This is a genomic window from Stieleria sp., from assembly GCF_041595215.1.
Classification (GTDB): domain Bacteria; phylum Planctomycetota; class Planctomycetia; order Pirellulales; family Pirellulaceae; genus Stieleria; species Stieleria magnilauensis.
The window spans coordinates 1-15,243 of the sequence record NZ_JBFHKV010000063.1; the positions used below are offsets into that span (position 1 = coordinate 1).

Here is a 15,243-nt window from a genome sequence, read left to right on the forward strand (position 1 = left end):
ATCGTGCCCTTGGGCATTTCCAGAACACGGATGTACGACTGGCCGGTCGAACGGTCGTGATTGTTCTCTTTGTGACAGGCTTCGACGCATTTTCCGTTGCCGTTGCAGACACTCAGGTTGATCGCGTAGACAAACTTGGTGTTCGGGATCGGACGGTCGTCAGCGATCTCGACTTCGACGCCATGATTTTCTTTGGCCTCCGCTTCCAGCCGCGCGATCACCTGACGCTTATCCTCATCGGTCAAGCGTTTGTAATGCGATTGCATGAACTCGGCCGCCGAGCTCCGCTGGGCGGCTTGCCGCAACGGGGAAACGGCGGCGACAAACGCGGCGGCGCCGAGGGTGGCGAAGGCGCCTTTGACCGCGGTGCGACGGCTGGGATTTGCGATGACCGGCAGCGAACGATCGCCCCCGCCATCACCTGCCGGTGACGGTTCATTCGTGGTCGTCATGCTTCGTTTCATCCTTCAGAAAGCGATCCCGTGGCTTGAAGCCGACGATCATCTTGGGGTAGCTCGGCTCGTGGGGGTCGTGACAATCGATGCAGTTGTTTTTCGTTTGCGGACCGCGCGACAAATCCCAGTGACCGTTCATGCCGCCGTGGGCACCGTGCCGAAACGCGGTCGCCTGGGCGGCGTGACATTGCGAACACAACGTCATCACGTCGCGATACTCGACCGCGCTGCCGTCGGCCAGTCGCAAGGCGTCGGACTGTTCGGGGTTGTGGCAGGCGTAACAGGCCAAAGTGCCGTGATTGAACGTCAAACCCTGGTGAAACTCGTCCAACGAATCGCTGTTTCGGTTGGCAAGGTTGGGCGGGCGGACGCTGTGGCAGGTCGAGCAGGCGACCTGACCGGATCGACCTTGCGGGTCCGTCGCGGCCAGCTCGATCAACGGTGGACCATCGGGGCGACGAACCACGACGGCATGACGTCCAGGTTCACTCGGCGCACTCGACTTGCGTTCTGTCTCGCTGATCGCTTGAGCCACGATCGGGGAGGGCACCGTCGAGATCGACTGCGCTAAAACGTCGCGCTCCCTGCGCTGATTGTCGCGCGGTGGTGTGCCGTCCCAGCACACCACAACCATCAGCGCGGCTGTACAAACGACACCGGCTGAAAGAAGACTGGCGATTCGCGTCATGCATTTTCTGGCGGAGATTGGGTTCAACTGACGAGACAAAACCTATACACTGCTGTGCAGATTAAACACTACTCAAGTAGAAGAAGCAAGCGAAGTGCCAATCAGCGGCTTGGTGATCACTTTCGATCAAACGTTCGACCACATCGACGAGACCCTTTCCCGTTTGCGGGCCGAGCCGGCGATCGAAGTTGGCGCCTGCGACCGGCAACAATGTGCGATCGTTGTCGACACGCCTTCTCAAGCGGACGACAAAAAGATTTACCAGTGGGTACAGGACTTGCCTGGAGTAGCGGGCATCCAGGTTGCGTTCGTCGGGTTCGATGACGACGCGACCCCAGACTCCTCTTCAACGACCGATTCGGTGGACTGACCAGTAGGGAACAGAAATGGATTCAAAGCGACGTGGTTTTCTCAAGTCCGCCGCGATGGCTGCGGCCAGTTCGATGGTGCTCGGCGACGCAGGGGGCTCCTTGCCCGTGCTCGGCGCGGCCGATGCGCCCAGTGATGGCGATGATGTGACATGGAACAAGGCGCCCTGTCGTTTTTGCGGAACCGGGTGTCACGTCCAAGTCGGTGTGCACGAGGGACGCGTGGTGGCGGTCGCCGGCGACAAAGCCGCCGAGGTCAATAAGGGCCTGTTGTGCGTCAAGGGCTATCACGTCGGTGGGATCTTGTATGGCGCGGATCGATTGACAAAACCGTTGCTGCGCAAAGACGGCCGTTTGGTCGAAATCGAGTGGGACGAAGCGATTGATCTCATCGCCAAACGCATCATGGACGCTCCCGAGAAGTTCGCGTTTTACGGCAGCGGTCAATGGACGATCCCCGAAGGTTACGCGGCGCAAAAGCTGATGAAGGGTGGGCTTTCCAATAACCACATCGACCCCAACGCTCGGTTGTGCATGGCGTCGGCCGTGACCGGATTTCTGGCGACGTACGGGGTCGACGAACCGGCCGGATGCTACGACGACCTGGACGCCTGCGATGTCCTGATCACCTGGGGCAACAACCCCGCGGAAATGCACCCGATTCTGTTTTCACGGGTCACCGACCGCCGTTCCCGCGGAGAGAACGTTCGCATCATCGACATTTCCACCCGACGGACCCGGACCACCGATGCGGCCAACGATTATTTGGAAATGGACCCCCACGGCGACGTTGCGATCGCCTTGGGGATCATGAACCAGCTGATCGCTTCGGGCACCTACGACAAAGACTTCGTGGAAAAACATTGCGCGTTTCGGGCGCTCGAATCCGAATCCCCGACGCTGCAGGGTGAGGCGATTTCGGAGGACGAGTTTCGCAAACGGATCGCGGCCTACACGCCCGAACGTGTCGAAGAGCTTTCGGGGGTTCCCGCCGACCAGATCCGCATGTTGGGCAAATTGTTCGGCGACCGCAATTTGCGGATCACCAGTTTGTGGTGCATGGGGATGAATCAGCACACGATGGGCACGGCGGTCAACTCGCTGGTCCACGGGGTCCACCTATTGAGCGGCCACTTCGGACGCCCCGGCGATGCGCCGACCAGTTTGACCGGGCAGCCGTCTGCTTGCGGGACGGTTCGCGAAGTCGGCACGTTGGCTCACGCGTTGCCCGGAGGTCGGGTGGTCGCCAATCCGGATCATCGCGGCCAATGCGAAGGGTTTTGGAACCTGCCGGCCGGCCGCATCAGTCCCACGCCGGGCTATCACACGGTCAAGATGTTCGACCAGTTCACCAAGTCTGCCGAAGAAGGCGGCGACATCGACACGTTGTTTGTCCAGGTCACCAATCCGGGCCAAACCCTGCCCAACTTGAACAAGTTGTTCAACGACAAAGAAATTCTGAAGGACAAGTTCTTGATCGTCTCGGAGGTTTATCCGACGGCGACGACGCAGCTGGCCGACTTGATTTTGCCGGCCGCGCTGTGGGTCGAAAAGAACGGGATCTACGGCAACAGCGAACGCCGAACCCAGCAGTGGTTCAAAATGGTCGATCCGCCAGGCGAAGCTCGTGACGACACCTGGATGACGATCGCCATCGCGCACCGATTGCTGGAACTCGGTCATGAAGGCATGAAAGACAAAGACGGCGAATTCATCTTCGCGGTCAAAGATGACCAGGGTGAAGACATCCCGATTTGGGAATTTGAACACTACTACGACACGAACGTCGACAAGCACTTGTTCGAGGAGTATCGCCAGTTCACGACGATGAAGCACAAGAACCTGGCGCCTTATGACGAGTACGTCAAAGCGCGTGGATTGCGTTGGCCGGTCGTCCAGCAAGATGACGGGTCTTGGCGTGAAACGCGATTCCGTTTCGCCGGTTTCGACGACCCGTTCGTGGCCGAAGGCGAGGAATTCGACTTCTATCATTCCAGCAGCGGTGACGGACGCGCCCAGGTTTGGTTCCACGATTACCAACCGCCGCCGGAGGTTCCCGACGAAGAGTTTCCGATGTGGCTGTGTACCGGACGGGTCTTGGAGCACTGGCACACCGGGACGATGACCCGCCGTCTGCCGCAGCTCAACCGCGCGATGCCGACCGCCTATGTCGAAATGAATCTGCAGGACGCGTTGGCGCAGAACATTCGCCAAGGGGAAACGGTGGTGATCGAATCGAGACGCGGCACGACACAGCTGCCGGTGTGGATCGATGGCCGTGGCCGACCGCCGCGGGGGACGATCTTCGTTCCGTTCTTTGACGAGACCAAACTGATCAACAACTGCACCTTGGATGATCACGACCCGTTCTCCAAGCAACCGGATTACAAGAAGTGCGCCGCCCGAGTTCGCAAGCTGAGCGAGGCGTCGTCATGAGCGATCAACCAAAGCTCGCGGGCCGCGGACGGCTGATGTCCATGTTCCTGTTTGTCGTCATTGCGGTTTCCGCGATCGGCTATCTCGTCGGACTTTCCGACGGTGTACCCAGGCCCGATGGCGTGTCCGAACGTTCTCCGACGGACGTCGCCGAAACGTCCGCGGCCGACGCGTCGGGGAAGGTCATCCCGGCGGTCAGCTATGCCGAGATTCCCGCCACGCCGATGGGGCCGACCGTCGCCTACCAGGCAAAACCCGTCGCGCTGTCGGATCAGCCGGCGTACGATTTGTTTAAGAAGATCGAGCCGAGTGAAGCCGACAAACTGGATTCCAGTCGCATCCGGTCTTCCCGCAGAGCGTACAACGGCGCCCCGCCGATCATTCCGCATGCGGTGGAGAACACCAGCGACGCGGCCTGCTACGCCTGCCATGGCGGCGGCGTTCGGCTGGACGGGATGAAGGCCAGCGTGATGTCGCACGCGTATTTGGCCAATTGCGTCCAGTGCCACTCGCCGCCTCCGCCGACGCCGTTTCAAGACGTTCCCCATGACGTTGACAATCATTTCGTCGGCTTGGCGGCACCCCAGGCCGGAAAACGGGCCTACCCCGGCGCGCCGCCCACGATCCCACATTCGCAGTGGATGCGAGAAAGTTGTAACGCGTGTCATGGCGGTCCCAACGGTTGGGCGGGTATGGAATCGACGCACCCCTGGCGAACCAACTGCACCCAATGCCACGCACCCTCGGCGATCCTGGATCAAGCGATTCCCGCCAAGACGATTCCGATGTTGCCGCCGCTCGATGTGGTGGTGAATTAGGGGCATTGGGCTCGCACTGTACTGCGAACGCGCCCTCTTCCACTCATTCCTGTTCATCACTTCACGGTCCGATTCAATGCCATCGCCTGCGGCAGACGATAATCAACCGAGCCGAAAGCCGACGCTCAATCGCCGCGATCTGCTGCAAGGCAGACTCTGGAAACTGGTGCGGCCTTCGGAGCGGGCGCCGTTGGTGATGCGTTATCCTAAAACGCGCGCGGACGTCGATGGATCCGATGCTGTGCCGTCAAGCAAGGCGCCACGTAGTATCGGCGGCATCGCGATCGAAGCGGTGCCGCCGACAGCGTTCGACACGACCGCGCCGCCGAGATCGTTCCCGGTCTTTCGGCCTCCCGGCGCCGTCGCTGAGCGCCAGTTTCTCGCCGGTTGCACGCGCTGCGGCGATTGCGTGGATGTCTGTCCGCATGACGCGATCGTCAAGGCACCGGATCGCATGGAGGCGATCGCGGGGACGCCGACGATCGACGCCGATGCCAACGCATGTCTGATGTGCGAAGACTTTCCTTGCATCAGTGCCTGCGAACCGGGCGTGTTGTCTCGGTCGCTGCCCAAGACGATTGGCACCGCCAGGGTCACCGAGCACCTGTGCCTGGCCCATCACTCGACGACCTGCACGGTTTGCAGCGAGCGTTGTCCGACCGCGGGCGTGATCAGCGTTTCCGATGGAAAGCCGACGATCGATGAAGGGGCATGCACCGGTTGTGGTGTCTGCCGCTATGTTTGTCCGGCACCGGAAAACGCGATTCTGCTGATGCCGCTGCTGAATCGTCCGAGTTTGCCGTCATGACGCCCGAAGAAGAACCACTTCCAGAAATCCTGCAGGCCGAATGGGCGCGGGATCAGGTGATGGCGTTGTTCGCCGATCTGGAGGCCGGATCTGAAGTCCGGCACGTGCAGTTGCGAACCGCGTCGGACGACGCGGCGGTGACGCTGGCCGATGCCGAAGCGGCATTCGCCCAAGGGACCGCCCGCGCGATCCAAGTCCGCTATCGATTCGAGGGGGAATGGTGGAGCGACACGATCTTGCCCGGCGATCCGACGACCAAGATCATTCGCAGCCGGTTGCCCGACCACGGCACGTCACCATGAAGGGGATCGCGCCGTGATCACTTGCGTCCGGACTACTTGCCTTCCTTTTCGCGACGTTTCATCTCGACGATTTCGTCCTGAACGTTGGACGGCGTTTCGCGATACGTCGCCAATTCCATCGTGAACGTTCCCTGGCCCTGCGTCATGCTACGCAGATCGGTCGAGTAGCCGAAGGTTTCAGCCAGCGGGATTTCAGCGATGATGACGCTGACTCCGTCGACGATGTCGTTGCTGTTCATGATGCCGCGGCGACGGATGACGTCACCGACGACGGTCCCTTGGAAATCTTCCGGGCACTCGATTTCGATCTTCATGATCGGTTCGAGCAACTTCGGAGCGGCTTGCTTGAAGTACTCGCGGAAGCAACCTTGGGCGGCGGTGTAGAACGCTTTTTCCGACGAGTCGACTTCGTGGAACGAGCCGTCGTCGAGATCGATCTTGGTGCCCACGACGGGGTATTCCGCGAGGGGGCCTTTGCCCAGGATATCTCGGAACCCTTTTTCGATTGCCGGGATGTACTGCTTGGGGATCCGGCCGCCGACGACGTGATCTTCGAATTCAAAGCTGTCTTCGCTGATCGAATCGAGCGGGCTGAGCTTGCCGACGATGTGGGCGTATTGTCCCGAACCACCGGTTTGCTTCTTGTGCTTGTAATTGAACTCGATCGCGCGGGTCGGGCTTTCGCGGTAGCTGACCTTGGGCGCCCCGACTTCGATTTCGACGTCGTACTCACGACGGATCCGTTCGATGTAGACTTCCAGGTGCAATTCGCCCATGCCGCTGATCAGGATTTCGTTGGTTTCCTCGTCCGTCATCACGCGGAACGTGGGGTCTTCCTTGCGGAACCGCTGCAGCGCCTTGCTCATCTTGTCGCCGTCGCTGCGGTTCTTGGGCATGACCGCGATCTTGATGACGGGATCCGGGACGAACATCGATTCCAGCGTGCACTGATCTCGCTCTTCGGCATAGGTATCACCACTGGCCGAATCGATGCCGGTGACGGCGACGATATCGCCGGCGCAGGCCGAATCGATTTTTTCGCGTTTGTCGCTGTGCATTCGCACGATTTGGCTGAAGCGTTCCTTGCGGCCGGTCCGTTGGTTGACGTAGGTGCCGGCTTTTTGGATCGTTCCCTGGTAGATCCGCATGAAGGTCAATTGGCCGAACTCGTCGTCGACGATCTTGAACGCCATGCCGACGAACGGTGCATCCGGATCGGGTTTCAGTTCGATCTTTTTGGTTTCGTCTTTGGGGTCGACGCCACGGATTTCGCGATCCAGCGGGCTGGGCAGGTAGCGGTTGACGGCATCGAGCAGCGGCTGGACACCCTTGTTCTTGAACGCACTGCCCATGTAGACCGGGGTGGCACCGGCGAGCACGGCGTCGCGGGTGACCTTGTAGATCATCTCCAGCGGCACTTCTTCTTCGCTGAGCAACAGTTCCATCATCTCGTCGTTGTACATCGACAACTGCTCGAGCATGTGGGCCCGTTGGGCAACGCACTTGTCCATCAATTCGGCGGGGACTTCACCGACGTCGACGTTTTGGCCTTCGTCGCCGGAGAAGCGGTAGGACTTCATTTCGATCAGGTCGACGACGCCTTGGAATTTGTCTTCGGCACCGATCGGGTATTGCATCAAGAACGCTTCGGCACCCAATTTGTCGCGGAGTTGTTCGACGACGCGGAACGGGTTGGCACCGGTTCGGTCCATCTTGTTGATGAACGCGACGCGGGGCACTTGGTAGCGTTTCATTTGCCGGTCGACGGTGATCGATTGGCTCTGGACGCCGCCGACGCTGCACAGCACCAGGACGGCGCCGTCGAGGACGCGGAGCGAACGTTCGACTTCGACGGTGAAGTCGACGTGGCCGGGCGTATCGATCAGGTTGATCTTGTAGCCTTTCCATTCCAGGCTGGTGGCGGCACTGGTGATCGTGATCCCACGTTCCTTTTCCAGTTCCATGTGGTCCATCGTCGCGCCGTCGCCGCCGCCACGGACGTCTTCGATCTTGTGAATTCGACCAGCGTAGAACAAGATGCGTTCGCTCAATGTGGTCTTGCCCGAGTCGATGTGGGCGCTGATCCCAATGTTTCTAACTTTCTCCAATTTCATCTCATTCACCTAGCTGTCGCAGCCGACCGAAGACGTCTCGGGGACGCGGAAAACAATTCGCGTCAACTTGTTTATTGGAAAGACCGAGAATGGTGGGTCGGAACGAATTGTGTTGTGGGGCACCGATCGGTGTCGTCCGCGACGCCCCCTGGGGGGCAAACGGTACAGCCGGCTCGGTACAAGTCTCAGTAACGGGGAAGGGCTGATTCGATCGCGGCAAAGGAGGCCGTCTTGAATCACGCCGAAAATTTTTGCGGAATATGGCAAAGGTTTGGCCCAGCGGAAAGGGCAAATCCAACGGGAGCGGCCAACAATTCGACCGCTTTTCACACCGTTTTCACAAGGCCCCCGCTGGTTTCCTCTTGCCGAAGGGCTGCGACCGCGGCATACTGCCCCGCTTCATTCGATCCCTTGGCGAGTCGATGAGCCGCCCGCGGGAATGGTTTCCGCCCAAGCTCCTGTCTCACCGACCACTCGCGACGTCTTCACCGACAACACCGCTTCAGCGATTTAAGGGTGTTGCACGCCGCCTTGAGTGTCCGATCGCCACCCTTTCTGTAGAGCCCAAGAAAAGAAATGCCAGCCCGACCGATGAGTTCGCGAAGCCGAGCCCGAAAACGTTCACGCGTCCGCTCCCGAGCCAAGAAACAAGATCCGATTTTTGTCGATGGTCAGCGTCCCCGTCCGATGTACGTGGACTACAAAGACGTCGAGCTGCTGAAGAAAATGATCAATCGCCAAGGCCGAATCGTCGGACGGCGCAAGAGCGGATGCACGGCCGTCAGCCAGCACGCGGTGACCGCCGCCGTCAAACGCGCCCGCTACATGGCTCTGCTGCCCTTCCAAGGCGATTGATGAGTTTTCGAACTCGTCGTCTCGTCGAGTTTCGTGACACGGATGCCGCCGGAATTGTTCACTTTTCGGCGTTCTTTCCCTGGATGGAATCCGCCGAGCACGAAATGTTGCGGTCGTTGGGAATCAAGGTCTTGCCGGATTCCCACGACGACCCCTCCGTGACGTGGCCTCGCGTCAGTGTCAGCTGCGATTACGCCAACGCCGCCCGCTTCGAAGATTGGCTGGAGATCGAGGTTTCGGTCGTCAAGATCGGCCGCTCCAGTATCCGCTACCAGGTGGCGTTCTCACGCCAGGACGAAGGCGGGGGCATCGTCCCGGTCGCCAAAGGGACCACGGTCGTTGTCTGCTGCCGTCTCCGCCCCGGCGGTGGGCTGGAAAAGGCGATGATCCCCGATGAGATCCGCGCCAAGCTGGAATCCGTGTAGGGGCGGATGGGAATTGCGTCCCGTGGCGTCGGTCAGGTTGTGCCCGGCGAGGCGTTGGCATGTACAGCATGCCCGACGTGTGGTGGTTGGCATGCCAAGCATGCCCGACGTGCGGTGGTTGGCATGCACAGCATGCCCTACGTGTGGTGGTTGGCATGCACAGCATGCCCGATGTGACTTCGCTGCGAAACTGAGAAATCTCGGGGAAGCGGGGCAACCATTTGGCGACTCGTTGCGTAGCGATCAGTCGGCGGAAAAGGTCCGTCGCTCGCGCTTGTCTCCCTTCACCTCGTTGCTGCCCTGCTCATGGCCCCGTCTGTGCTATCGGCTCCTGCCGCCATTTCTGGCTTGTCGTTGGACGTTTCCAATTTGTTCCCCGGACCGATGTTGCTCGGGCAAATTGCGGACTGGTTTCCAATTTGGGTCACACCGATTTACACGATCGCAATCGGTCTGCTGCTCGGAGCGGGGGTCGCGGCGCTGTTCTATGGAGTCCTGGCGCTGCTGTCGTTCATTCCGCCGCTGGGAAAATTGGCCGATTCGCCGACCACCGGAAACATTGCCTCGCTGGTGATCGGGGTCGTGATCGCGGTGTTGCTGTGCAGCCAGTACGCCTGGTCCGACGACGGGTTTGCGCAAACGCTGATCCTGCCGCTGGTTCTGATCGGGTTGGTGATGGGCTACGCGATCATCTATGCGATGTGGTATCGCACGCGGGTGGAATGGGGAGAGATCTTGACCGAGGGCATCGTGCCTTACGTGTTGTCGGTCGCGGGGTTGTTTGTCCTGGTCGGTCTGGCGGGCAGCTACTTCATCTCCGACCCGATGCGGTTCGTCCGCTCGCTCTCGGAAGTCCATTTGGTCGGTGACGGCGTCACGGAAGTCGCGCTGACCATCCCCGGCGCCGATCCTTCGGTCAGTCCCGATGCGGCGACGTTTCACCCCCAGTCCATCGACTATGACTTGACGGGGATTTCCGAGCTGAAGATCACGACCGACAAGACGGTGATGTTGGCCGATGGCGCCGAGATGATCGATTTTGAACGCAATCCGACCCGCGTCGACGCGGGCGAGACGTTGGTGTTCCGCTATCAAGACCGTGACCAGCCGCCGCTGCCGCAGGACCCGTCACGGTTCCACATCCAGAACCGCGAACTCGATCCGGCGACCGTCACGATCACGATGACATCGATCCCCCGAGTCCCCGAGGTCACACAGGCGGCCGGCATCGGTGCGATGGTGTTCTTTCTGTTCAGCGGGCTGGTGGCGTTTCGACAAGCCGCACCGCGTGTCTGGGCGTTGGCCTGGTCGACCGCCAAGAACGAGATGGCCCAGACGCTGTATCTGATTCTGTTGGTGATTGGCGTGGTCGGGGTCATCATCTTTTCGATCTACCCCTTCAATACGCTCGGCGATGACATTCGCATGTTCAAGGACAGCAGCGTGACGCTGATCATGGTGCTGGCGATGTTGCAAGCCGTTTGGAGTTCGGGAACTTCGGTCAGCGAAGAGATCGAAGGTCGAACGGCGTTGACGGTGCTGAGCAAGCCGGTGTCGCGGCGATCGTTTTTGCTGGGCAAGTATGCCGGCATCATCATGTCGGTCGCGGTGATGTTCGTCATCATCGGAGCCGTGTTGCTGTTGTTGATGGCCTACAAGCCGATCTATGACGCCCGCGAGACGGCCGCGGCGACGCCGATTTGGGAAATCGGATTCGAAGAGATCATGTCCACCGTTCCCGTCCTCGGGCTGTACTTCATGCAGACGATGGTGATCGCGTCGATCGCCGTTGCCCTGGCCACCCGGCTGCCCCTGCTGGCCAATCTGATCCTGTGTTTTGTGATCTATGTGATCGGAAACCTGACCCAGCCGCTCGTCGCGTCGGCCCAGGGCGAAAACCCGCTGGTCGGCTTCTTCGGCAATCTGATCGCGGTGATTGTCCCGAATTTGAACATTTTTAACGTTCAAAGCGCCATGGATAGTGGAAGCCAGGTCCCATGGATCTACTTGGCCGGTTCTTTTAACTATCTTGTGTGTTTCGCGGTCGCGATTTGGATGCTGGCGATGCTGTTGTTCGAGGACCGCGATTTGGCATAGTGGGTGAACGAAAAACCAGGTTTCCGCATGGCGACACACGCCGGACGCACTGCGGAGACCTTCGGATTGGATCAACAGACGTTTCGTTCCCCGAAGACTCAGTGGCGTTTATCATCGGGGAGCCGTTGCTTTGAATCGATTTCACACCTTGTCGGCAGCCCGCAATGAACCGGAGGCGGGTCCGGGCAAACTGTTCTCGTTATTTTGGGCGACGCTCGCCGGACTGCTGGTCCCGTGCATCGTTTTGGTCGTCGGCCTGATTTCGCTGTTGCTGCAGACTGGAGAGCTGAGCCAATCGACGGTGCGGTTGGGAGCCAATCTGTACATCCGGCTTCCGGCGTCGTTTGTCGATCAGCCGCCACTGGTCCAACTCACCCAGCTCACTTCGCTGGCCTTTGCGATGGCAGTCGTGTTGAGCGCCGCGGTTTGGCGTCATCGATGCTTGGCGGATCGTCGTGCCGCGGCGATCACCAAGTCGCTGCATCAAAAGGTCTTGAAACAGAGCGTGCGTCGCGCCGAGTTGGAAGGTGCCGCCGCGCAATCGTTGAACGCTCAGAAGCTGATCGGTCGGCACCTGCCGTCGGTTCAGGCCGGGCTGTCGCTTTGGTATCGCTCGTTGCCCCGCAGCCTGTTTCTGTTGCTCGGGTGCGTGTCGCTGGCCCTGTTGGTTCATATCTGGTTGGCCATTGTCGCGGTGATCAGCGGCGTGATGGTTTGGCGTCTGTATCGTCAGGTGCATGGCGGCGACACGGACGAAGCCGGTCGGTGGGAGCTGCCGCAGTTGCGCGCCCAGATGGCGGCGTTGGTCGGTCGCGCCCCCAAGATGGCTCGGCTGCAGGCGCAAGGCATTGCCGAAGCTTCGTTTCAACACGAACTGGACCAGCTGTATCAGAAATTGGCAGAAAACGATTCCCGGCGGGGACGTGTCTGGCCGCTGCTGTTCTTGGCCACGTCGGCGGCCACCGCCATCATGGTCATCGGGTTGGGGCTGAATCTGCTGGAGACCGACTCCGGGTTAAGTCTTTCGTCGGCAGTGGTGTTGGGGTTGGCGCTTGCCGGCGCGGTGTCGGGCGTGTGGCGATTGCAAACACTCGCCCGACGATTGCGTGCCAGCGGGACGGCCTGCGATGCGGTCTATGGGTACTTGCGCAAAAGCGATGGAGCGACGCCTTCGGAACAACGCGTCGGATTGGCCGGGCTGCGGGACGGCGTCGAGTTTCGTGACGTGACGCTGGCCGATTCGCACGGTCAGGCGATCCTCAATCACATCACGACGGAGTTCACGCCCAAGTCTCTGGTGACGCTGTTGGGAACCGATTCGGTGTCTCCGCAAGCGATGGTGGAATTGTTGATGGGATTCGGACGTCCGGGCTCAGGCGAAGTTCGGATCGATGGGCTGAAGTTGTTGGAGGTTCACCCCGCGTCGCTGGCCAAGAATGTGATGTGGATCGAACCGTCGGGCCCGTTGTGGGATGGGACGATCGAAGAAAACCTGTCGGCCGGAAGCGGCGGCACGATCAGCAACGCGGACATCGTCGAGGCGTTACGCGAAGTCGATGTGTATGAACAGATCCAGCGTCTTCCCGAAGGGCTGTCGACGTATGCATCGGTCGAAGGATTTTCGTTGTCCACCGAAGCGACCTATGGGATCGGACTGGCCCGGGCGCTGCTGCATCGCCCGCCGATCTTGCTGGTCAATGAACCGCCGGCACCGAACGCGCAACTGGCCGATGATCCGTGCTTGAAGGCGATCAAGAAACTGGTCGACCAGGGATCGTTGGTCGTGATGTTGCCGCGGCGGCTGCAAACCTTACGAACAGCCGATCGCGTGATTCTGCTCAACGGCCCCAATCTCGCCGGCGAAGGAAAACATTCAGAATTGCTGAGCGACAGCGATCTGTATCGCCATCTGAATTATCTGTTGTTCAACCCCTACCGCCCGGGGCGATGATTCGCTGCGATCCCCCGCGGCTCTCCGAAATCGGGCACAATGGAAGGATGCGGGCACCCGGACGCTGGCGCGAACCGGCTGATGTCCATTGATGATCAGCCGTTTGCCGCAAGCCTTGGGGCCTCTGCTTTGGTCAAGACCTTGTCGATTTAGCGGTGTTTTGCGGGCGCCGCGTCGCTGGTTTTTGAGCTAGTCTTTGCGAACCACTGAATCCTCCAACGGCGAGCGAAAAGGGGGTCAGGAGTCAATAGTGCGAAGCACCCGTAGGGCCGTTCCGGCTATTGACTCCTGACCCCGTTTTCGCGGTCTGAATCCTCCAACGATGGCGCGACGAGATGAAACGACGACACAAAATCCTCTGTCTTCTGGCCGCCGCTGGAACACTCACCGCGTTTCCGTCGGCTTCTTCGGGGCAGGACATCATCGGCGAGGCGTTGGGAAAAGTCATCTTGCCGGCCGTCGGGCCTGTCATCCTGGACCGTGCCGGTGGCCAGATCCTTGAAAAGGGATTGAACGGAGGATTCGGAAAAGGCGGAAGGTTGCCGGGTCGGGGCGGGCGAACGCCGACGCGTCCTTCGCGTCCCCAAGTCATCCGCCCGCAACCTTCTCCACAAACCGTGCCCTCGGGGTCCTACCAGGTTCAGCCGCCATCTAGCGTCGCTCCGGCTCCAACCGCTCCGCCTCCGGTCGATCCACCTGAAAACCGAATCGTGTCGCGACCGTCGGTTTCGCCCAATCCGTCGCCGACGGAAATTGCGTTGACCCACGTCGTCTCCGCAGGTCCGCGTTTGACCGGTCAAGTCATTCGTGCCGAAGCGGCCGAAATCGCCGGCCAGATCGATCAGGCCGTCATGCGTTCTCTCGGCCAATCTTCGGGTGATGCCACGCTGGAGGCGTTGCGTCGCGACTATCAGAATCGATTGAACAAGAATGATCCCGAAACCGCGCGCGCCGACCTGATGCTCAACCACGATGCGGCCCTGACCGCCGCGGGGTCGCGGCAAGTCTGGTCGTCCCTCTTTGACGCCGCCGACGCCGCGGATCAAATCGCGGCGTTGCCGCCCGAATCCGATCAGAAAACCTTGACCGAAGCGATCGAAGCGTTGCGGAACAAGGTGACCGGCATCACAGGGCAGGTTCTCAGCGGCAATGAGATCGCAGTCATTGCCCAGCGCGCCAAGAACATCCGCAACATGGTCGTGCTGAGCGAGATCGCGCGGGTGCTGGGGGTGCAACGTCGCGACGACCTGTTCACACGGATCGCCGAAGCGGCCGCCAAAAGCGACGCGCCGGATGAAGCGATCACGGGATTGTTGGGCGTCGGCTTGGGAGCTGGCGGTAGTACCGTGACCGACATGCAGCTTCCCGAAGGCATTCCCGCCGTGGTGCTCTACAGTCCAGAACTCAACACGACACCGATCAGTTTTGTCTGTGACGACGCGTTGGAAATCACGCTCGCCCCGGGCGAGATGGTGCCGTTGGACCAATCCTTCGTCGTCGCGTTTCAAAACGGGAAAGGCGTCGTCAAGCGATACACGATTAAGAATGGCATGTATCGCTGGGTGGTCGATCAAGACGGCTGGGATCTTCGTCAAAAGACCGCGGTGGACGTCACCATCGACGCCAGTGAATCGCCCGCCGAATTCCATTACCTGATCAATGGTCAACCGCAGATCGCCGCAGCCGGTTCGGTGATGCAGCACCGGTTGGACGGCCCGGCCCGGATCGATTTTGATCGCGGACTCGGTGACGGCAGCAGCAAGTCGACGCTGGTCACGCCCGGAGACTATGTGGTCGGCGTCAACCCCGACACGGCAGGCTGGGACTTGCACACGCGACCGCAGCAAGCGGCCGCGGAGTCGACGACGGAGATCGCCAAACAGCATTGGCGAAGCAGCGTCTTGCAAGCTCAACGGGCGTCATTGG

Annotated in this window: 12 protein-coding genes and 1 pseudogene; 10 read left to right on the plus strand and 3 right to left on the minus strand. The window is 60.3% G+C overall.

Going from position 1 to position 15,243, the window contains the following annotated elements; translation table 11 throughout:
- Window positions 1-452: pseudogene (locus ABX749_RS04245) on the minus strand (4Fe-4S ferredoxin); the annotation flags it as partial.
- Window positions 436-1,005 carry a cytochrome c3 family protein gene (locus ABX749_RS04250; protein ID WP_372894904.1) on the minus strand — a complete coding sequence of 190 codons (570 nt, stop codon included), beginning with the start codon at window positions 1,003-1,005 and terminating at the stop codon, window positions 436-438. The pseudogene ABX749_RS04245 and the gene ABX749_RS04250, both read right to left, overlap by 17 nt.
- Before the next feature lie 250 nt (window positions 1,006-1,255).
- Here ABX749_RS04250 and ABX749_RS04255 point away from each other — a divergent pair, with 250 nt between their 5' ends.
- The 5 genes from ABX749_RS04255 to ABX749_RS04275 all read left to right on the plus strand — a co-directional run bounded on the left by ABX749_RS04255 (window position 1,256) and on the right by ABX749_RS04275 (window position 5,875).
- Window positions 1,256-1,513 (plus strand): hypothetical protein, encoded by a 258-nt coding sequence (locus ABX749_RS04255; RefSeq protein WP_372894905.1) that lies wholly within the window; start codon window positions 1,256-1,258, stop codon window positions 1,511-1,513.
- Between the two features lie 16 nt (window positions 1,514-1,529).
- On the plus strand, window positions 1,530-3,947 hold the full coding sequence (locus ABX749_RS04260; protein ID WP_372894906.1) for a molybdopterin-dependent oxidoreductase: 2,418 nt from the start codon (window positions 1,530-1,532) through the stop codon (window positions 3,945-3,947).
- Entirely contained in the window at window positions 3,944-4,765 is an 822-nt protein-coding gene (locus tag ABX749_RS04265) for a diheme cytochrome c precursor (protein WP_372894907.1), read from the plus strand. Before ABX749_RS04260 ends, ABX749_RS04265 begins: the two co-directional genes overlap by 4 nt.
- A 76-nt stretch (window positions 4,766-4,841) precedes the next feature.
- On the plus strand, window positions 4,842-5,573 hold the full coding sequence (locus ABX749_RS04270; protein ID WP_372894908.1) for a 4Fe-4S dicluster domain-containing protein: 732 nt from the start codon (window positions 4,842-4,844) through the stop codon (window positions 5,571-5,573).
- Window positions 5,570-5,875, plus strand: a complete 306-nt coding sequence (locus ABX749_RS04275) for a hypothetical protein (RefSeq protein ID WP_145211439.1) — start codon at window positions 5,570-5,572, stop codon at window positions 5,873-5,875. Before ABX749_RS04270 ends, ABX749_RS04275 begins: the two co-directional genes overlap by 4 nt.
- A 32-nt stretch (window positions 5,876-5,907) precedes the next feature.
- Here ABX749_RS04275 and fusA read toward each other — a convergent pair whose 3' ends face one another.
- Window positions 5,908-7,989: an elongation factor G gene (fusA, locus tag ABX749_RS04280; protein ID WP_145211436.1), complete on the minus strand. Its 2,082-nt coding sequence runs from the start codon at window positions 7,987-7,989 to the stop codon at window positions 5,908-5,910.
- 576 nt (window positions 7,990-8,565) lie between these two features.
- On the opposite strand from fusA, the gene rpsR reads away from it, so the two are divergent.
- From rpsR to ABX749_RS04305, 5 genes are all read left to right on the plus strand, one after another.
- Entirely contained in the window at window positions 8,566-8,844 is a 279-nt protein-coding gene (rpsR, locus tag ABX749_RS04285; RefSeq protein ID WP_233903022.1) for a 30S ribosomal protein S18, read from the plus strand.
- Entirely contained in the window at window positions 8,844-9,269 is a 426-nt protein-coding gene (locus ABX749_RS04290; protein WP_372894909.1) for an acyl-CoA thioesterase, read from the plus strand. The genes rpsR and ABX749_RS04290 overlap by 1 nt, the downstream gene beginning before the upstream one ends.
- A gap of 348 nt (window positions 9,270-9,617) precedes the next feature.
- On the plus strand, window positions 9,618-11,366 hold the full coding sequence (locus ABX749_RS04295; protein WP_372894910.1) for an ABC transporter permease: 1,749 nt from the start codon (window positions 9,618-9,620) through the stop codon (window positions 11,364-11,366).
- A gap of 130 nt (window positions 11,367-11,496) precedes the next feature.
- Complete coding sequence (locus tag ABX749_RS04300; protein ID WP_145211426.1) at window positions 11,497-13,317, plus strand: ABC transporter ATP-binding protein; 1,821 nt, start codon at window positions 11,497-11,499, stop codon at window positions 13,315-13,317.
- A gap of 335 nt (window positions 13,318-13,652) precedes the next feature.
- The coding region (locus ABX749_RS04305) for a hypothetical protein (RefSeq protein ID WP_372894911.1) at window positions 13,653-15,243 on the plus strand (1,591 nt) is incomplete at its 3' end.